General features: G+C 33.8%; 19 protein-coding genes and 1 tRNA gene. 10 read left to right on the forward strand and 10 right to left on the reverse strand.

What is annotated here, in order from left to right:
• The first annotated feature begins 14 nt into the window (after positions 1–14).
• Positions 15–509, forward strand: a complete 495-nt coding sequence (locus VP395_RS03675) for a lipid-binding protein (protein WP_346240351.1) — start codon at positions 15–17, stop codon at positions 507–509.
• 70 nt (positions 510–579) lie between these two features.
• Entirely contained in the window at positions 580–1,314 is a 735-nt protein-coding gene (gene rlmB, locus VP395_RS03680; protein ID WP_346240352.1) for a 23S rRNA (guanosine(2251)-2'-O)-methyltransferase RlmB, read from the forward strand.
• 30 nt (positions 1,315–1,344) lie between these two features.
• On the opposite strand, the gene VP395_RS03685 is transcribed toward rlmB, so the two are convergent.
• Entirely contained in the window at positions 1,345–2,259 is a 915-nt protein-coding gene (locus VP395_RS03685; RefSeq protein WP_346240353.1) for a rhomboid family intramembrane serine protease, read from the reverse strand.
• A gap of 22 nt (positions 2,260–2,281) precedes the next feature.
• On the opposite strand from VP395_RS03685, the gene VP395_RS03690 reads away from it, so the two are divergent.
• Positions 2,282–3,559, forward strand: coding sequence for a replication-associated recombination protein A (locus VP395_RS03690; protein WP_346240354.1), 1,278 nt, complete (start codon positions 2,282–2,284; stop codon positions 3,557–3,559).
• 158 nt (positions 3,560–3,717) lie between these two features.
• On the opposite strand, the gene VP395_RS03695 is transcribed toward VP395_RS03690, so the two are convergent.
• From VP395_RS03695 to radC, 4 genes are all read right to left on the reverse strand, one after another.
• On the reverse strand, positions 3,718–4,542 hold the full coding sequence (locus VP395_RS03695; RefSeq protein WP_346240355.1) for a hypothetical protein: 825 nt from the start codon (positions 4,540–4,542) through the stop codon (positions 3,718–3,720).
• 94 nt (positions 4,543–4,636) lie between these two features.
• Positions 4,637–5,326 (reverse strand): YjjG family noncanonical pyrimidine nucleotidase, encoded by a 690-nt coding sequence (locus VP395_RS03700; RefSeq protein ID WP_346240356.1) that lies wholly within the window; start codon positions 5,324–5,326, stop codon positions 4,637–4,639.
• 72 nt (positions 5,327–5,398) lie between these two features.
• The gene (locus tag VP395_RS03705; protein ID WP_346240357.1) at positions 5,399–6,706 is read right to left on the reverse strand and encodes a polysaccharide deacetylase family protein; all 1,308 of its coding nucleotides are present in this window, start codon (positions 6,704–6,706) and stop codon (positions 5,399–5,401) included.
• 51 nt (positions 6,707–6,757) lie between these two features.
• The gene (gene radC, locus VP395_RS03710) at positions 6,758–7,456 is read right to left on the reverse strand and encodes a RadC family protein (protein ID WP_346240358.1); all 699 of its coding nucleotides are present in this window, start codon (positions 7,454–7,456) and stop codon (positions 6,758–6,760) included.
• Positions 7,457–7,520: 64 nt separating this feature from the next.
• Between radC and VP395_RS03715 the strand changes: the two genes are divergently transcribed.
• The 5 genes from VP395_RS03715 to VP395_RS03735 are packed head-to-tail and all read left to right on the forward strand — an operon-like array spanning position 7,521 to position 11,276.
• Positions 7,521–8,120, forward strand: coding sequence for an FMN-binding negative transcriptional regulator (locus VP395_RS03715; RefSeq protein WP_346240359.1), 600 nt, complete (start codon positions 7,521–7,523; stop codon positions 8,118–8,120).
• Positions 8,121–8,130: 10 nt separating this feature from the next.
• On the forward strand, positions 8,131–8,994 hold the full coding sequence (locus VP395_RS03720) for an alpha/beta hydrolase fold domain-containing protein (RefSeq protein WP_346240360.1): 864 nt from the start codon (positions 8,131–8,133) through the stop codon (positions 8,992–8,994).
• A gap of 28 nt (positions 8,995–9,022) precedes the next feature.
• The gene (locus VP395_RS03725) at positions 9,023–9,889 is read left to right on the forward strand and encodes an alpha/beta hydrolase fold domain-containing protein (RefSeq protein ID WP_346240361.1); all 867 of its coding nucleotides are present in this window, start codon (positions 9,023–9,025) and stop codon (positions 9,887–9,889) included.
• 24 nt (positions 9,890–9,913) lie between these two features.
• On the forward strand, positions 9,914–10,801 hold the full coding sequence (locus VP395_RS03730) for a dienelactone hydrolase family protein (protein ID WP_346240362.1): 888 nt from the start codon (positions 9,914–9,916) through the stop codon (positions 10,799–10,801).
• Between the two features lie 13 nt (positions 10,802–10,814).
• Positions 10,815–11,276 carry a VOC family protein gene (locus tag VP395_RS03735; RefSeq protein WP_346240363.1) on the forward strand — a complete coding sequence of 154 codons (462 nt, stop codon included), beginning with the start codon at positions 10,815–10,817 and terminating at the stop codon, positions 11,274–11,276.
• A gap of 19 nt (positions 11,277–11,295) precedes the next feature.
• On the opposite strand, the gene VP395_RS03740 is transcribed toward VP395_RS03735, so the two are convergent.
• From VP395_RS03740 to VP395_RS03755, 4 genes are all read right to left on the reverse strand, one after another.
• A complete protein-coding gene (locus tag VP395_RS03740) occupies positions 11,296–12,102 on the reverse strand; it encodes a 3-keto-disaccharide hydrolase (protein ID WP_346240365.1) in 807 nt (268 codons plus the stop codon).
• Between the two features lie 5 nt (positions 12,103–12,107).
• The gene (locus tag VP395_RS03745) at positions 12,108–13,961 is read right to left on the reverse strand and encodes a DUF8034 domain-containing protein (protein WP_346240367.1); all 1,854 of its coding nucleotides are present in this window, start codon (positions 13,959–13,961) and stop codon (positions 12,108–12,110) included.
• 205 nt (positions 13,962–14,166) lie between these two features.
• Positions 14,167–14,248 (reverse strand) — tRNA-Tyr (locus tag VP395_RS03750).
• 267 nt (positions 14,249–14,515) lie between these two features.
• The gene (locus tag VP395_RS03755) at positions 14,516–15,343 is read right to left on the reverse strand and encodes a GLPGLI family protein (protein ID WP_346240368.1); all 828 of its coding nucleotides are present in this window, start codon (positions 15,341–15,343) and stop codon (positions 14,516–14,518) included.
• A gap of 161 nt (positions 15,344–15,504) precedes the next feature.
• On the opposite strand from VP395_RS03755, the gene VP395_RS03760 reads away from it, so the two are divergent.
• Positions 15,505–16,293, forward strand: a complete 789-nt coding sequence (locus VP395_RS03760) for a hypothetical protein (protein WP_346240369.1) — start codon at positions 15,505–15,507, stop codon at positions 16,291–16,293.
• 1 nt (position 16,294) lies between these two features.
• Positions 16,295–16,909 (forward strand): deoxynucleoside kinase, encoded by a 615-nt coding sequence (locus tag VP395_RS03765; RefSeq protein WP_346240370.1) that lies wholly within the window; start codon positions 16,295–16,297, stop codon positions 16,907–16,909.
• On the opposite strand, the gene VP395_RS03770 is transcribed toward VP395_RS03765, so the two are convergent.
• Positions 16,910–18,682 (reverse strand): chondroitinase-B domain-containing protein, encoded by a 1,773-nt coding sequence (locus VP395_RS03770; protein WP_346240371.1) that lies wholly within the window; start codon positions 18,680–18,682, stop codon positions 16,910–16,912.
• Positions 18,683–18,762 lie beyond the last annotated feature (80 nt).

The raw sequence follows: 18,762 nt of genomic DNA on the forward strand, positions 1-18,762 counted from the left end.
AAAAAAATAGAATTATGAAAAACATAAATATAATAAAGACAGCTTTACTACTGTTTACTGTAAGCTTATTCATTACCTCTTGTGATGAAGGTGGAGATCCAGATCCAGGAGCAACTGCTACTGTAGAAATGGCTGGAGATTGGTATGTTAAATTATTGGTAGATGGTAGTGATATATATGGTATAGGTTATTATCAATTTTCCACCTATAACACTGCTGCTAATAACGGAACCCAAATGTGGTTTGACGATCATGAATTATGGCCTTCAAAAGTTAAAGCTAATATAAATTTAAGCTCATTGACTTTTAATGGAAGTCAATTAGAGAATGAGTACGATTCTTCTACATTAGACATAACTAATGGCATAATAATTAAAAAAGGCACTGTTGCACCTAGTGGTACTGTGGTTGATAGCATTTCATTTAATGTGGAATTTTCAGATGACCCTGGAACAATTTATCAAGTAGCCGGTTACAAAAGAACTGGTTTCTTAGAAGACGACCATTAAAAATAAATGTAACCCAATAAATTATAAACCGAAGAAATTATTTTCTTCGGTTTTTTTATACATTTACCACATGGAAAACCAAACACAAATTTTTGGCATACGTGCCGTTATTGAAGCCATAAATGCTGGTGAAACTATTGATAAAGTATTTCTGCAAAAAGGGCTAAAAGGTGAGCTTTTTAGTGAATTAGAATCTTTACTTAACAGAAATTCTATAAACGTATCATATGTACCCGTTGAGAAATTAAACAGACTAACCAATAAAAACCACCAAGGGGCTGTTGCACAAATTTCTCCTATAGAATTTCATGATTTGGAAACACTTGTCATGAACGTTATAGAGTCTGGAAAAACACCTTTATTCTTACTTCTAGATCAATTGAGTGATGTTCGTAATTTTGGTGCAATTATCCGTACCGCCGAGTGTACTGGTGTTAATGGCATCATTATTCAGAAAAAAGGAGGTGCTCCAGTAAATGGCGACACCATTAAAACAAGCGCGGGTGCTGTTTTTAAAATACCAATTTGTAAGGTAGACCATATTAAAGATGCTGTTTTTTACATGCAATCTTCAGGTATTAAAGTTATTGCTGCAACTGAGAAAACTGATGATACTGTATACGATGTTTCTTTTGCAGAACCTTGTGCCATTATTATGGGGTCGGAAGATAGAGGTATTAACCCTTCTATTTTAAAAGTGGTGGATACTAAAGCTAAATTACCTTTACTTGGCGAGATTGAATCTTTAAATGTATCGGTGGCTTGTGGTGCCTTTTTATATGAAGCGGTGAGACAAAGACGGTAGATTTTTGATTAACGAATTACGATTTAAGAATTATTCTTTATTTTCTTTAAACGTATAATTTACAGTAGGTGGCTCCTCCTCTATTTGAGGTTCTTTAATTTCGATAAAATTTCCGTTTTCATCAAAGTGTTTTAGAAATGGGTCGTCATCTTCTTTGAAATCACTTTGTTCCCAAACATATTTTTCAGGCTTTGCGATGGATTTTTTAAAGACTAATCCGAACAAGAACCCTGTGATTAATCCTGCTAAATGCCCTTCCCACGAAACACCTTCTTCTAATGGCAACGCATACCAAATCATACTTCCGTAGAGAAAAACCACTAATAAAGACAAAGCAATAAGTCTATAATGTTTGGCAAATACACCTTTGAAAAACATAAAACTTACCAAAACGTAAATGAGTCCGCTGGCACCAATATGGTAGGATGGTCTGCCAATACACCATGTTAAAAACCCAGAAACTATAATACCGAAGACCAATACTTTCCAAGCAATATGCCTATAGAAATAGAATAAAGCCATAGACAACACAAATAATGGAACAGTATTATGATACAGATGTTGAATAGTACCATGAATAAACGGACTCAAAACCACACCTCGCAACCCTTTTAACGATTGTGGATAAATGCCATATGTACTAAAGTTAAATGCAAAACGGACTTCGAACCAAAACACCAACCAAATAACAAGCGCAAAAAAAATAGGATAAGCTATAACTCCTGTTGAAAACTTAAAATGGTCTTGATTTTTCATAGAATTAAAGATAGCAAATAGTTCTCCAACTTTTGATTTTGTGCTAAAATGACAGGTAAGCACCGCGTAAGGGGTTGAAGCGGCATCCTTTTTTGAGGCACGAAAAAAAGATATAGCGTAAAACCCGCCCCCTTTTTCGGGGACACGCCCATAATCAAAACTAAATAGGAATGAGATTCCTGTTTTCACAGGAATTAATTAATTTTACATTATGAACGAACCTTTAGCAGAACGATTACGCCCAAAAACCTTGGATGATTATGTGAGCCAAACGCATTTGGTGGGAAAAAATGGTGCGTTAACACGGCATATAAAGCAAGGACTGATTCCGTCGATGATTTTATGGGGGCCACCAGGTACTGGTAAAACTACGTTGGCAAACATTATTGCTTCCCAATCTGGCAGACCATTTTATGCGTTGAGCGCTATAAATTCTGGTGTTAAAGATATTAGGGACATTATAGATAAGGCGAAACAAAGCGGTGGCTTATTTACTACTAAAAACCCCATTTTATTTATTGACGAAATACATAGGTTTAGTAAATCGCAACAAGATTCATTATTGCAAGCGGTTGAAAAGGGATGGGTAACTTTAATTGGCGCTACTACCGAAAACCCCAGTTTTGAGGTAATTCCTGCACTCTTATCGCGCTGCCAAGTTTATATTTTAAATGCTTTTGATAAAAGCGATTTAGAGACGCTTTTAAAGCGTGCTATTGAAAATGATGATTCTTTATCTAAAAAAGATATAACGCTAAAGGAAACGACCGCTCTTTTAAGACTTTCGGGTGGTGATGCTAGAAAGCTGCTTAATATTTTTGAATTGATTGTGAATTCAGAAAGCGGTAATGCAATTGAAATTACAGATGAAAGCGTTCTTAAAAAAATTCAAAACAACACAGTTAGATACGACAAAACAGGCGAGCAACATTACGATATTATTTCGGCATTTATAAAATCGATTCGTGGTAGCGATCCAAATGCCGCTGTGTATTGGCTAGCCCGCATGATAGAAGGTGGTGAAGACGTGAAATTTATAGCCCGCCGGTTACTTATTTCAGCAAGTGAGGATATTGGAAATGCAAACCCTACAGCGCTGGTTATTGCCAACAATACCTTTCAAGCGGTTTCTGCTATTGGCTACCCCGAATCTAGGATTTTATTGAGCCAATGTGCAACATATTTAGCCTGTTCGCCCAAAAGCAACGCCGCTTATACGGCTATTGGGAAAGCCCAACAATTGGTACGGGAAACAGGCGATTTATCAGTGCCTTTAGATATTAGAAATGCACCCACAAAACTCATGAAAGAATTGGGGTATGGCGAAAATTATCAATACGCACACAATTACGAAAATAATTTTGCGAACCAGGAGTTTATGCCCAATACCGTAAAAAACACTAAACTTTACGACCCAGGAAATAACGCACGTGAAAACGCACATCGAGATTTCTTAAAACAGCGTTGGAAAGACAAATATGGGTATTAGGGCGTTACCGCAAGGGTCGGGCTTTTCGTTACAGTCTTTTTGCTTGTGGCCTCACAAAAAGGATTTACACTACAAATGCGGAGCATTCACGATTTCAAATTTATCAAAATAAAATGCATGAGTAATCCCTAACGCAGGCTTCACCTTTCAAATAAACCTTAGAATTTAATATTTAGAATATCTTGTTTTAAAACATTATTCTCATAGTACTCTAATATCCAATCAGTATCTTTTTTATATAAAGTAGCATTTTTACCTTCTACCAAATACACATCTGGAATACTTGTTTTTTTAATTTTATAAACCACCTTAGGTGTACTATCTACTAACTGAAACCCATTTTCTATAGCTTGGGCATATAAAACACCCGATGCCAATTCTTTTACAACAGGTGTATTGGTATTAACAACTTCTTCTACTACCGCTTCTTTTACAGGAACTTGAGTAACAGTTCCAATCTTTGGTTCTACTTTTTCAACTAAAGCTATTTCCTTTTCCTTTTTTAGATTTTGAATTTCTTCTCTTAATTGTTGTATTTCTTTAGAAACTTCACTTGTGGTTTCAATTTCTTGTAAAACTGCTACGCTGCTATTAGCACTAGGCTCGTACTTATAACCAAGTGCTTCAATAGATTTAAAAGCGTCTCTCAACGCTTCGCTGTAAGCGCGTTGGTATTCTTTCTCTCTACTTTCTCCCATCTCTGATGTATAAACCACTTGGTCGTTACAGTTTTTAAGTTCTACAGCTAACTTGGTTTTGAACATGCCTGCATCTTTCAGCAAATTAGATTTTAATGCCAAACATCTGTTTCTAATAACATCTTCAGGGTAATTTGACCCCTCCATCAATGCTACAAACCCATATTTATTAAACAAAAATTCTGTTAATGAGTTTAACTGATATTGGTCGCTTTCCTTTAAAAAATCATATTTATTAGGTACAATAACGTACTTATAATTGTTTAAATTAGTTTGGGAAAACATGCTTATGGAAATTAAACATGTAATAAGTATTGCGATATATTTAAGCTTCATTTTTATTTAATATATAGTTTAACAGTGTTTGTAAAGATACACTTTATAAATATTTTTTTATTTCTATTAACCCACTAATTTGTTTAACGTTTGTTTCAATGTTCATATTATTGGTATCGAAATAAATAACATCCATTCCAACATTTATAGCGCCTTCAATATCGGCTTCATAGCCATCACCAATCATAATACTTCTACTTATTTGCGTTTCGGCTCTTTTAACTGCATAATGAAAAATTTCAGGATGCGGCTTTTTAACACCAATATCTTCCCCATTGGTAATGGTTTTAAAATAATGGTGAATGTTCGATTTTATTAGTTTTTTAGATTGCACTTCTTCAAACCCGTTAGATAGTATGTGTAGGTTATATTTTAAACTTAGATAATCTAGAATTTCAATAGTGTTATCAAACAAGTAATTATTATCTGTAAGATAGGTAATATAATCTGTTGATAATATCCGAATCATAGCATCTTCAATATGCAAATTGGCTGCCACAAAAGTATCTTTTAAACGCCCAAAACGCAATACTTCCTTATCAATTTTTGCGTCTCTATAAAGTTTCCAATACTGAAAATTGATCTCGTGGTAATGCGATAAAAATTCCTTCAAATCAATAGCTATAGCATTCATTTTAAAAATTTTATCGAATGCTAGTTCAGAATTCTTATCAAAATCCCACAGTGTATGGTCTAAATCGAAAAACACATCGGTAATACCACTGATTTTCATATGTGTATTTTATTGTTTTTTAAAGGTCGCATGCCGTTCTCTATTAATAACTCAATTAAATCATCAGCTATTTTACATACTCGTTTCATTTCCAGACTCTAAAATAATATTAAACAATTCCTTAAAACCTTTCCAGCGTTCTATATCGCTAAAGGTATAATTATGAAACACCGGAATAAACTCCCCATTTACCTGCTTTACTTCATTTATAACGTTATTTAAAGTTTTCTTTTTGTCTAATAACGATTGATTTTTTAACAAGACGTAATCCATAACATGATAGGAATGAACCTTTAAAGGCGTTTGAATTTCATAATCTAAATCATAAAAGAAAAAAGGCGTACAGGAGCCTGCCCTAAAGCCAATTTGATTAACATAACCCATAGTGTAATCTTCTAATATTTCAAGCTCTATAAGATTTCTGTAGGATTCTGGCAGGTTTAATTTTGAAAACGATTGTCGAGATGCTTTTAGTGCTGTATTTAAAATATCTTCCATTTTAAGTTTTTCCTTTTTCAAAATTGAAAAATCGTCGATAGCAAAAAATGATGTTTTCAAACCTACTTCGCAATAATCGGCAACATGTTTAATAAGCGACACAAATTTCTTTTTATTGGGGTTAATGCCTTTATCGTAGGTTGAAAAATCGCCAATTAAAAAGAAAAACAAAAATTTAAATTTGCTTTGCTTTTGCTTATTGATAATATATTTAAAAGTATCGTAAGGGTCATGCTTTAAATTAAAAATTACCATAAACCTATTGTACAAGCTTTTAAACTCGAATTTAAAGATATCTTTAACGATGCCTCCAAAACTTCGCATAACTCCTTTCAATTTAAAATGATAGGGACTTGGCACATCTATTATAGGTTTAATACCATATTCCTTTTCAGGGAATTCAAATTCTGGAAATTGCTCCTGTAAGGATTCTTTAAATTTATAAGCCCAAATATCTATAACGGGTTGGTGCAAAAACCCATGTTTAAAAGCAATACTTTCTGTTGCTAAAAAGCGGCCAAAATCATCCTTTACATGGGGTAAATATTCTTCGTACCTAGAAAGCAAGTAGAAAGATGCTGCAAAAATATCGAAAGAAATGGCACTTTTTTCACCATTAAAAAAGAAACATTTTGTGTGCCCCCAATTTTGAACATGAATTTCAATATCATTTAAACCTTGTTCAAACAAAATATCATGGCTCTTAATAAAGAACTCATTACTAAGTTGCTGTTTAGTGTATGAAATTTTTAAACTATCGTGCGCAATAAACTCTTCAATCTTTGTAGTAAAAGACACTTCAACACCCAAAATTCGTGTACAGATATGCTTAAAAACATACTTTAAGCGTGGGGTAATATTATGTGTATAAACTAAAAGCATAAAATGAGTTGTCAGTTTTCAGTAACAGCAAGCAGGTTTAAAATTTAATGATTATAAAATACCTTCATCGGCAAAACTAAAGTATGCATTTTCGGTTATAATTAAATGGTCTAATACTTTTATATCTAAACTTTCTGCTGCCATTTTTAGCTTAGTGGTAATTTGCTTGTCGGCTTCACTAGGTTTTAGTGTCCCTGATGGGTGGTTATGCGCCAAAACAAGTCCAGTTGCCCCAACTTCCAAAGCATTTTTAAGTACCAAACGCACATCCACCAAAGTACCCGTAATACCACCTTTACTTAATTGATTTTTTTGAATGACTTTATTCGAATTGTTTAAATAAACTATCCAGAATTCTTCGTGTTGCAGTTCGCCAATAACGGGTTGCATCAACTCAAAAACCGATTTACTTGAGGTTATTTTCTTCTTTTCTAAAGCTTCTTCTCCACGCCTTCTACGCCCTAACTCTAAAGCGGCAGCAATGGTAATGGCTTTAGCTTCACCAATACCTTTAAATTCCATAAGTTGTTTGATAGATAGCTTACCCAATTCACTTAGGTTATTTTCTACACTTGCTAAAATGCGCTTGCATAAACCTACAGCACTTTCGCCCCTGTTTCCCGAACCAATTAAAATGGCCACTAATTCGGCATCACTTAAAGTTGCCTTTCCTTTATAGAGTAATTTTTCTCGCGGTTGGTCGTCTTGACTCCAATTTTTTATTGAAAACGAGGCTTGTTTTTCTTGCATAAAGTAAAGATAAATATTGTAATTTTAAAAACCGTAATTCGTAAATCTAAAATTGTAAATTCAATTGAATTATCCACCAAAAATACATCAAGACAATGACATAAACCACATGGTAAGTGTGATAAAAACTTACCCTTTAGCTACTGTAATTTCAGTGAAAAACAACACCCCTTTCATTTCACATTTACCTTTAATTTATAACGAAGTTGGCAAATTAATTGGGCATATAGATAAGCAGAATCCCCAAGCAGCTTTATTAAAAAACAGTAATTTGGTTACTGTTATATTTTCGGGTCCGCAATGTTATATATCACCAAGTATTTATACCACTACGCAATTACCCACATGGAATTACATTAAAGTACACCTAAAAGGCACGGTTAATGCTATAGAAAGTAAAGAAGCTTTAAAAGATTCGATTATTACAATGACCGCGTTTTTAGAAGCTCCAGAGCATAAATACGTTTTAGAACCCAACAACCAACGCATGCTAGGTTCTTTAGATTATATTGAGATGTTTGAAATAACTATTGACGCTTGGGAAGGAAAATTCAAACTTTCGCAAGACAAAAAACCACGAGACATTAAAAATGCCTGCGCCGAATTAATACGCGCCAATCAAGAAAGTATTGAATTTTTTTTAAATAAAGTATTTAATATATAGCTACTGAATTATGAAGTATTATATGCTTATCATGGCTTTTTTTAGCTATACACACTTACTGTTTTCTCAAGAAAAAGAATATACATCTGTTGATTATCCTGAAGAGTATACGGCAGAAATTGATGTTATTTATACCCAAGAAGGTAATTGGAAAGGCTACATGGATATATTTACAAACCCTAACGCCACCAACCCAACACCCGTAGTGATTAATATACACGGAGGTGGATGGAAAAGTGGACAAAAAGAATCTCAAACAGGACTTGACACATTTTTTAGTCGTGGGTATGCCGTTGCCAATGTAGCTTACCGATTAGTAGATGTAGCTCCAGCACCTGCTGCTATTGAAGATGTGCGTTGTGCCCTCCTATACATTTATAAACACGCCAAAGCCTTAAATATAGATCCCTCCAAAATTGTTATTATGGGAGGGTCTGCTGGCGGCCATTTGGCGCTTATGGCTGGTTTATTGGGCAACAATAGGAGTTTTGATAGTAATTGCCCAAACTCCGAACGCATAAAAGTAGCTGCCATTATTAATAAATATGGCGTAACCGATTTAACACCTCTTGCTTATAGAAACTCTCCAAGAGATTGGTTGGGGTTAAATAACATAGATGCCGAATTTGTAAAAACTGTATCTCCCATAAACTATGTGTCGCAAAACAGTCCACCTATTTTTATAGCCCATGGCGATGCAGATCCTATCGTGCCTTACAAACAATCTATAATACTCTATAAAAGGCTGAAAGCCTATAAGGTTAAAACTAGACTTTTAACTATTAAAAAAGGTAGACACGGAAACTTTACTAAAAAGCAAAACATTCTTTTAAGCAAAAGTATTTGGAAATTTTTAAATAACTTAGGGCTATAATACTCTTAATAAACACTCATTTCAACAGATGAGACAGCTGCTTCTTTTTATAATTTTTAGTCTTATCATTATAAGCAATACATTTTCACAAGAAAACACCTTTAAACCTGTAAATTTCCCTAAGGGCTATAAAAGTCAAATAGATGTTATTTACACACAAGTAAATGGTTGGAATGGTCGTATGGATTTTTACACAAACCCAACAGCAAAAACACCTACGCCTATTATTATTAATATTCACGGTGGTGGTTGGAATCATGGTGAAAAAGAATCGCAAACTGGTTTTGGCTCATGGTTTAAAAATGGTTATGCCGTGGCAAATGTTGAATACCGTTTGGTAGATGTTACTCCTGCCCCTGCCGCTATCGAAGATGTACGATGTGCTTTAATATATATCATTAAAAATGCAGAAGCGTTAAACATCGACACGAATAAAATTGTTATTATGGGCGGTTCATCTGGTGGACATTTGGCACTTATGGCTGGTTTATTAGGAAACAACAAACGCTTTGATACCAATTGTAGTTACGAAGGCAACATTAAAATAGCTGCCATTATTGATAAATACGGTGTTACAGATTTACTTCCACTAACAAAATGGAAGTCGGCAAAAAACTGGCTGGGTACTAACTATAACAATCAAAATTTTGTAGAATCGGTGTCACCACTTTATAATATAAGCAAACAAAGTCCACCCACTTTTATCGTTCATGGTGATGCAGACCCAATTGTTCCTTATCCCCAATCTGTAGCGCTACATGAAAAATTAAAAGCCAACGGTGTTAAAACCGAATTTCTAACCATTCCAGAAGGTGTGCACGGTAAGTTTAATGAAGAACAAAATGAGCTGCTTAGTAAACGAGTTTGGGATTTTTTAAATAACTTAGGGCTATAATACTGAAATTTAAAAACATAGGCCATGAAAAAACTCACCAAAGAAGATATCAGTCAAGAAATATTTGATTTGTACGACTATTATGCCCATAATAAAATTGACAGGCGCCAATTTGTTGAAAAATTATCCGTTTATGCCGTTGGTGGCTTAACCGTGTCGTCTTTATTAAGTTTTATAACTCCAGATTATATCAATACACTATTGGTAAAACCAGATGATGAACGTTTAGAATCAAAGTATATTAACTACGAATCGCCCAAAGGTGGCGGCACTATAATAGGCTTATTGTCCATGCCCGATAACACCACTGGAAAATTACCCGGTGTTATAGTAGTACATGAAAATAGAGGTTTAAACCCTTATATTGAAGATGTGGGCAGACGTACAGCTATTGATGGTTTTATTTCCTTAGCTCCCGATGCCTTGTCGCCTTTAGGTGGATATCCTGGAAACGATGATGATGGCCGTGAAATGCAACGTAAACGTGACCGAAACGACATGCTTGAAGATTTTATTGCTGCCTTTCATTATTTAAGTAACCATGAAAACTGTAACGGAAAAATTGGTGTAGTTGGGTTTTGCTTTGGTGGCTGGATTTCCAATATGATGGCGGTTAAACTACCAAAATTATTGGCTGCTGTTCCTTTTTATGGTGGGCAACCAACTGCTGAAGAAGCTGCACAAATAAAGACGCCTTTACTCTTGCAATATGCCGGTTTAGATATCCGGGTTAATGAAGGTTGGCCAGCTTACCAAGAGGTTTTAAAAGCAAACAATATAGAGTACACCGCACATTTTTACCCCGATGTAAACCACGGATTTCATAACAATACCACACCGCGCTATGATGAAAAAGCAGCTACTTTAGCTTGGGACAGAACGATCGCCTTTTTTAAAGAAAAGCTTAAATGAAACACATACACCAATGAAAAAAATAATCTTATTCCTTTTTTTAACCCATATTTATATGGTATCAATTAGTCAAAACAAATCTGATTTCTCAGTCGTTTTTAATCATGTAGCGCTGTCTGTAAAAGACCTTAATCAATCTGCTGAATTTTACATGAATACATTAAATCTTAAAGAAATTACAAATAAAACTAAGAAAGCAAGCAGGCGATGGCTCTCACTAAGCGAAGGAAAAGAATTACATTTGATTTCAGATTATGAAGGAGAAATTACAGTAACCAAAGCGGTCCATATGGCGGTAACAACATCCAATTTTGATTCATTTTTAAAGAAACTTAAATCAATGAATATAACTTATTCTGACTGGCCTGGAACCCCAAATACAGTAAATATTAGAGCTGATGGTATAAAACAGGTTTTTTTCCAAGACCCAAATGGTTACTGGATTGAAGTAAACAGCGTTGGACAAAATAATTAAAATAAAATCAATCTTATAATTACAGATTTTTCAGCTTAATATTTCGATATTCCACTTTCATAGGTGGTCCCGTATGAACCTGCACCCCTAAATAACCAGAAAAAGTTTGGTTAATGGAATCGTTATCGGTCACATCACTCATCAAAACATTATTAACATAGTGCAGTAATCTGTTTCCTTTAACCACAAGATGAACTTGATTCCAATCATTATCCTTAATCTTTAATTTAAGAGAGTTTATTTGGCCTAAAGAATCAATCACGTCTCTAATTTGCCAACAATTATTTTCAATATTTGATTTTAAATCAACTACTTTTTCTATATTTTCAATTCTAACTTTTTCACCACGATACGCCAAAGTAGTCCTTTTTCTCTCTTCATAATTTTGTCCCGTATATCTATTCCTCCCATCAATATCTGCCTGATATCCCCGTAAAGCAAAAGGAACATCAGTTAAACGTTCACTTCTGTAATTGATGCCACTATTACCTACAGCAGAAATCCGATATTCCAACATCAATTCAAAATCATGAGGTTGACCACCTTGCCAAATAATAAAACTATTAGTCTTTAAAATAGTTTCGGGAGTGATTTCCCCCACCAAATTACCGTTTTCAACTCGCCAATAAACGGGATCTCCTTCCCAATGTTCTAAAGTTTTACCATCAAAGATGTACACAAAACCATCGTCATTTTTGATATCACGATCTTGCAGTTCATTATCGGTTTGTTGTGCACTTATTTTAAAAGATGGGAAACTATATAATAATATGCAAAACAAACCACTGTAAAATATTTTTTTCATTCTTATTCCTTCTGTATTCATAATAATTATTTTAAAACAACTGTATCAATATCCCAAGGAAACTTTAGAGTAGGTTTATTTACATAACGCTTCGTTTTAATAACCAAACGAGTGCCTGTTCCAGGTAATAAGTGTATTGTGAAACTCGATTGATTGATAGGAATCTGTTTATCATTAATTTCAACATAGAGACATTGATGCTCTGCATATGCTCCTGTTTGAACCACTAATTCTCTTGATTCAATTTGATTTAGATTTATTAGAGTAACGGCAACGTGGTCTGCTGTCATTTCATCAATTAAGGCTGCTGTATCTGATGGAATTCCTGCCCGACGATTTACAGAGTCAAAATAACGTAAACGCGAATGAAGCGGAGCTCCACCTCTACCTGGGTCTAACCCTGCCAGCATAAGTTCGCGGAGCGCATCAACGGTTGCGGGATTATATTTCATTGGATCATCTGCTAAACGTGTATCAGGTGTAGAATCATCCTTTAACATATTCGAATACTTATTACGAATTCTATCTAAATCCCTACGTAATATCTCTTCTGGATAATTAGGATTGTCTCCTTCTAAAAAAGAAATCCAATTATTTTTGCCTAAGCGAGCCCTGTCTTTAGACGAACATGTAAAAAAATAGCAATCTAATGCTCCCCAATTTACAGGTTCTGGGCTAAAAGCATACCATCCATTATCTCCATACATATGAGGGTACTGTATCTTACCATCTATTTTTTTATTATTAGAATTTACTTTATCTAGCATATCTCCCCAAGCATTAATATAACGCAAATCACCTGTTAGAAGTACGGCATTACAAAAACCTATAATGCCTCTATACACACGCGTACGGTGTTGTACTTTCCCTGTTTGCGGCACTATAGGTGAAAATCCCCAACCGTAAGTACTACCATACCATTTTCCATTTGCTGAGCCTCCAATGGTTCCATCTAATCCAATATTACTTGGTATTATACCATTGTTTGCCTTTGTTCTGTCCAACCATGCATCAACATATTCCAATAACCATTCTCTATATTTTGATTCACCAGTAAGCATAAATGCATTTACTGCTAATGTTGTGGCACTCATATTTTGGGGGTGATCCCCAATGATATCCGTATAATCCTTAAAGTGCTCTAACATCTCTTCGTAAGTACTCTCACCATGCCCTGCTTTGAAACGGTTTTTTATTTGAATTGGGTCACCTGCCCAATCTAGACTAGTAGCTTTACGCATTAAGGGCCCTTTACTTCCATTAAACATACTTTTTATAATCTTATATTCAGGATCATAGTTATTCGCTTCTACATCTTCGTTCATATAAAACCCTGCAAAACGCCTCACCCTTTTCTGGTAATCAATATCATAAGGATCAGAAAGTCCTTGTAAGTTAAAAACTCTTAATCCTTCTCCATTATGCATCCAATCCATCATTACTGGAAACTCTTTATAATACATCCCTTCGCGAGCGAATGGCACATCTACTGTTTTAGCTTCTGTATACTGGCGAAGATGACCTTCCCATGCTTTTTTATATAAGATTAAAATATCATCTGAGGCTCCTAACATATGAAGAGTAGGCCAATCGGCCACATTTTCTATGGCATCATCAGGTCCATCATTTCCTCCCCACCGTTCTACTGCCATTAAATACCCACGCTCATCAAAATATTTATTAAAGAACTCTTTACATGCAGCAGTATTTGCTTTTAGCAACTCCTGCTCAAGTAAAGCCCATGTTGGAGGACTCATTGGAGATTCAATTTCAATTAAGACCTTATTTTCTGAAACCTGACTATTCTGACTATTACTGAACACAGCATAAAACAAGCAAATTAACAGGAAGGTTTTTCTAAGAATAATTAGTTTTAGCATTTGTATGGTTTAATTGGTTATATTTTTAAAAAGAACGAGTGGTAAAATACTATTAAGTGATTAAAATTAAACCATATAGATACAAAAAAAAATGCTTTTGCAACCATAAAAATTTTATTTATTTTCAAGGATGTTTTTAATAAAAAAGTGTTGATTACTTAAAAAAACAAAAGAGTCTGCATAAATGCAGACTCTTTTGTTTTTGTGGGGAGAGCAGGATTCGAACCTGCGAAGACGTAGTCAGCAGATTTACAGTCTGCCCTCGTTGGCCGCTTGAGTATCTCCCCAAAACCGAGCGCAAATATATTATAGTTTAGCAACTATGCAAAATAAAAATGACCTATTTTACAATACATTTTATATAATAAATAATTACCCTTTTATAATTGAATAATTTATTTGAAGTTGAATTTATCTGGGAAATGACCATTTGAAAGCAGATTTAAAAACTAAAATAGAACTAACCTATCCATGTGGCAAACCTTCAAATATTTCATGTTTAAATTTAAATGAAAGACTCAAATCTATTTATTGAATACAATTAAAAAATTCGATTAATTTCCTCTCTGTCCTTCCCTCATTCTGTAACTTTCTCGCATTTCAGCAGTTTTCTTTTTTACAATAGCATCATATTCCGTTCTAGAAACTTCTTTTCCTTTTGAAGGTGCTATAATAGCGTCTTTTATTTCTGGGTTTAATATAATTTTAGAACAATAAATAATGGTTCTATCTGCATTAACTTCTAAAATCAAGCCAGGAAGCCCCCAATAATCATCAGGACCTAAGTTTACAGGAATCTGCATGGTATACCATGCTACAATTTCTATTTCTTTGGTTGTTGGAGCAGTTTCTTCTTCGTTGTTTTGTGGTCTTCTAAAACTTGTAAAATCTGTCGCATCAACCGTTTTTTTTACTGTGGCTTTAAAACAAGTATATTGACCTATTTGTTTTGTTTCTCCTTCCATTTTCCAATTAAACTTGGGCAACGAATCTTTAATTAAAAATTGTTTTCCAAAAAACTCTTGCTCTTGTAAAAGCAATTTATTTTTAATGTCTTTATATTGTGGTCCTCCTGTAAAACTACCCAACATAGCTCCCCATCGACCTCCTCCACCTGAAGCATTGGGGTTTTCTTCTTCTTTATAAAAAGATTCTGATTGATTAAACGTTAATACAAATGTTTTTTCAAGCCTACTTCTCATACGGTCTGCTATTTGTTTTCTGCGTTCATCGCTCATATCTCCACCTCCAAAATTGTTCATATCAACAGTAGTCTTAGATTCATAATAGGCTTTTCCTTGAAATTCTTTTTGAGCGAATGACAAAGGAGAGGCAAAAAACACAAAACAAATAATACTTATTTTAATATAATGACGTTTCATAAAAGGCTGACTTTTTAGAGTTAAAAATTATAATTTAAATTATTTAGACTTCAAAAAACATAATTGGTTTAATATAAAAACCATTAAAGTGTTCCTTAAATTAACTAATATATAGTGAATGCCTGAATTATTTTATTAAATTTTGTATTTTTCGCACCACTATGAAACACTTTTTTTACTTACTTTTTTTTCTTTCGTTTTCTGTTAGTTCTCAAGAATATATTGAAGCTTCATTGATTGAAAAAACCAAACTAGATGCCGATGCTTTTGTAAGCACGAATAATTTTGATACCACGTTTTATATTTTAGACAATGTACTTTTCAAGCATAGTAGCGAAACCAAAGGTATAGATATTGGTTATAGCAACTTTCAATTGGGCACCATTACTTCTGTGAACACATTCAACCCGTTAAAAATCAATATTTTTTATAAAGACTTTAATACTGTTTTGATTTTAGATAATCGGTTAGCAGAAATATTTAAAATAGATTTCAATACCCTTTCAGATTATAAAAACGTATCACATATTGCTACGGGTTCAGACAATACTCTTTGGGTTTTTAATGAAAACACACAGCAATTAGAACTTTTTGACTATAAAACCAATACCACCCGCGCACAAACTTTACCAATTAAAAGCACTGTTTTAGATATAAAAAGCAATTATAATTACTGTTGGGTGCTTACTAAAACCCATTTATTTGTGTATGATTATTTTGGAAATCTTTTAAAAAAAATGAAAAACAACGGGCATCAATCAATTGCTTTAGATAACGAAAATATTATATTTAAAAAAGACAACAATTTATTTTATTTGAAAAAAAATACAGGAACCATTGTTCCTATTGTACTTCCAAATTTGTTGATAAATCAGTTTTTTGTAACCAACGAAACCTTGTATATTTACAACAACGAAACCCTACATAAATACCAATTAAAAATCAACTAACATGCATATTGCTATTGCCGGAAATATTGGCGCTGGAAAAACAACCCTTACAAAATTACTGGCCAAACATTATAAATGGGAAGCACAGCTTGAAGATGTTGTAGACAACCCGTATTTAGACGATTTTTACAATCAAATGGAACGTTGGAGTTTTAATTTACAAGTGTATTTTTTAAACAGTAGGTTTCGTCAGGTTTTGCAAATACGTGAAAGTGGTAAAGACATAATTCAAGATCGAACCATTTACGAAGATGCCCATATTTTTGCACCCAATTTACATGCAATGGGTTTAATGACCAATCGTGATTACGAAAACTACAAAGCTCTTTTCGACTTAATGGAATCGCTAGTTAAAGGTCCTGATGTGTTGATTTACTTAAGAAGCAGTATACCTAATTTAGTTTCTCAAATTCATAAACGAGGGCGCGATTACGAAAACTCTATAAGTATTGATTATTTAAGCAGATTAAACGAACGTTACGAAGCTTGGATACATGGTTACAATAAAGGTAAACTTTTAATTATGGATGTTGACAAATTAAACTTTGTAGACAATCCTGAGGATTTAGGCTTTGTAATCAATACGATTGATGCCGAAATAAACGGGCTATTCTAATTACTCAATAACAAAGCGGCTTTTAAAATCATCAGCTTTAAGTATATAAATCCCTTTTAAAAAAGAGCTTACATTAACTTTTAACATGTTTGAATTATTGGTCGTTTTCAACAGTAATTTACCTGTAATATCAAATATCTCAATAGTCCCGATAGTTTTATTTAATGATGAAACTGTTAATTCATCTTTAGTTGGTACAGGATAAACCTTGATGTTTGATGGCGCCTTCACTTTTTCACTAATTGATAAAGTACCCGATGCACCAAATCCTACTTTCACGCCTACATCTACCAATTTGTATGGCCCTTTAGTACCAGCAGCACCATATTCTTCAGCACCAGCATCAAAAGCAGTTTCTCTATTACCTCCAAGAATATCTTGGGTTAGAAAAGAATAAGACCCAACACCATAATCTATTGCATCACTACTAGCTGGTATTCTATAAAAATCAGATCCTGAAGCCAATAATCCTGAGATAACGTCTATATTTCCAGTAGCTGTAACTGCTCCAAAAGAATCCCAATTACCCGTTTGCTTCATATTATTTTCATACTTAGATGAAGTACCTGTAAGCTGCGTAACAACCTGTATGGCTCTATTACTACTAGCATTTGGTATCACGGCATCTAAAAATATGATGTTGTTGCCAATAATCACATTATCAGGCGCTACGCTCTGTGTGCTGTTAAATGCAGTACCTATTCTTATTCCATAATCACAATTTACAAACGTATTATTTACTATGGTCAAATTTTTAACTGGTAAATAGCCATTTAAAACGCCATCTGTTCTACCGTTTGCAATATTGATGCCTCCAACACCATTAGACAGACTACCATTCTCATATCTAGACCTAACGCCTTCAATATAATTGTTATAAATCTTATGGTTTTCTCCCATCACGCGAACACCACCTGAAAAAGGGTTGCTGTTTGCTAAAAAGAAGTTGTTATATACTTCACAATTATTTCCATGTCTTAAAGTTAATGCGCCTTGATAATTTTCAAATGTATTGTTGTAATATTTATTACTTCCACTTTTATTGGATATAACCTCAATTTCACCACTAAAATTATAAAAATAATTATCATAAACTTCTGTAAATGAATTAGACAACGATGTTGAGCTACTACCAATTCTAATGGCATCTTGGTCGTTATCAGCATTAACAGCAGAAGTACCTTGAGGTGTTCTATTTGCAAAAAAATTATGGTGTATTTTATGATAATTAGGGTTTGATGAGTCTCTGTTATCATTAATAATACTGCCCACACCGTGTTTTCCAACAAAAGAAGAATAACTAACTTCATTATTCGCTCCACGCAACAAAACCCATTTAAAAACACTGGTTTGTTGAGAGGCACCTTGATTAAAAGCGTCTATCTTTATATTTGTAACCTTACAATTATTACAATCGGTGCTTGATGCTCTAAAATCAATTAAAGGAGTACCTGTACTTACCGAAGCAGGAGGATTTTGAAAGACAACACCTTCAAAATAAATATAGCCCCCACCCATTTTCACGTTGGTAACACCTTCAAAAAATACGTTTCCAGGAGTTTCTGCCTTAATAGTAATTGGGTTAGCTAAATTCCCGTTTTTGTTTATGCTTATTTGAACATTAGTCCAAGTTTGATTTTTTAACGTAATAGTGGAACCCGCAGTAGCAGCGTTTATAGCATTTGTTAGTTCTGTATTTGTTGTAACATATTGCGCATGAACATTACAAACTAACAAAAGTAAAAGTAATAGTATTAAAATTCGATTATTCATATATCATTAAATTAAATTGGATTACCAATTTGGTTAACCAATCCAAATATAGTAACTTTTATTAACTAAAAAGAAAAAAA

The organism is Mariniflexile soesokkakense, assembly GCF_039650365.1.
GTDB lineage: Bacteria > Bacteroidota > Bacteroidia > Flavobacteriales > Flavobacteriaceae > Mariniflexile > Mariniflexile soesokkakense.

Excerpts from the sequence above, each read along its gene's own strand:
- VP395_RS03675 (WP_346240351.1), top strand. The coding sequence starts at position 15 with ATGAAAAACATAAATATAATAAAGACAGCTTTACTACTGTTTACTGTA.
- rlmB (WP_346240352.1), top strand. The coding sequence starts at position 580 with ATGGAAAACCAAACACAAATTTTTGGCATACGTGCCGTTATTGAAGCC.
- VP395_RS03690 (WP_346240354.1), top strand. The coding sequence starts at position 2,282 with ATGAACGAACCTTTAGCAGAACGATTACGCCCAAAAACCTTGGATGAT.
- VP395_RS03695 (WP_346240355.1), bottom strand. The coding sequence starts at position 4,542 with ATGTTTTCCCAAACTAATTTAAACAATTATAAGTACGTTATTGTACCT.
- VP395_RS03700 (WP_346240356.1), bottom strand. The coding sequence starts at position 5,326 with ATGAAAATCAGTGGTATTACCGATGTGTTTTTCGATTTAGACCATACA.
- VP395_RS03705 (WP_346240357.1), bottom strand. The coding sequence starts at position 6,706 with ATGCTTTTAGTTTATACACATAATATTACCCCACGCTTAAAGTATGTT.
- radC (WP_346240358.1), bottom strand. The coding sequence starts at position 7,456 with ATGCAAGAAAAACAAGCCTCGTTTTCAATAAAAAATTGGAGTCAAGAC.
- VP395_RS03720 (WP_346240360.1), top strand. The coding sequence starts at position 8,131 with ATGAAGTATTATATGCTTATCATGGCTTTTTTTAGCTATACACACTTA.
- VP395_RS03725 (WP_346240361.1), top strand. The coding sequence starts at position 9,023 with ATGAGACAGCTGCTTCTTTTTATAATTTTTAGTCTTATCATTATAAGC.
- VP395_RS03730 (WP_346240362.1), top strand. The coding sequence starts at position 9,914 with ATGAAAAAACTCACCAAAGAAGATATCAGTCAAGAAATATTTGATTTG.
- VP395_RS03735 (WP_346240363.1), top strand. The coding sequence starts at position 10,815 with ATGAAAAAAATAATCTTATTCCTTTTTTTAACCCATATTTATATGGTA.
- VP395_RS03740 (WP_346240365.1), bottom strand. The coding sequence starts at position 12,102 with ATGAATACAGAAGGAATAAGAATGAAAAAAATATTTTACAGTGGTTTG.
- VP395_RS03745 (WP_346240367.1), bottom strand. The coding sequence starts at position 13,961 with ATGCTAAAACTAATTATTCTTAGAAAAACCTTCCTGTTAATTTGCTTG.
- VP395_RS03755 (WP_346240368.1), bottom strand. The coding sequence starts at position 15,343 with ATGAAACGTCATTATATTAAAATAAGTATTATTTGTTTTGTGTTTTTT.
- VP395_RS03760 (WP_346240369.1), top strand. The coding sequence starts at position 15,505 with ATGAAACACTTTTTTTACTTACTTTTTTTTCTTTCGTTTTCTGTTAGT.
- VP395_RS03765 (WP_346240370.1), top strand. The coding sequence starts at position 16,295 with ATGCATATTGCTATTGCCGGAAATATTGGCGCTGGAAAAACAACCCTT.
- VP395_RS03770 (WP_346240371.1), bottom strand. The coding sequence starts at position 18,682 with ATGAATAATCGAATTTTAATACTATTACTTTTACTTTTGTTAGTTTGT.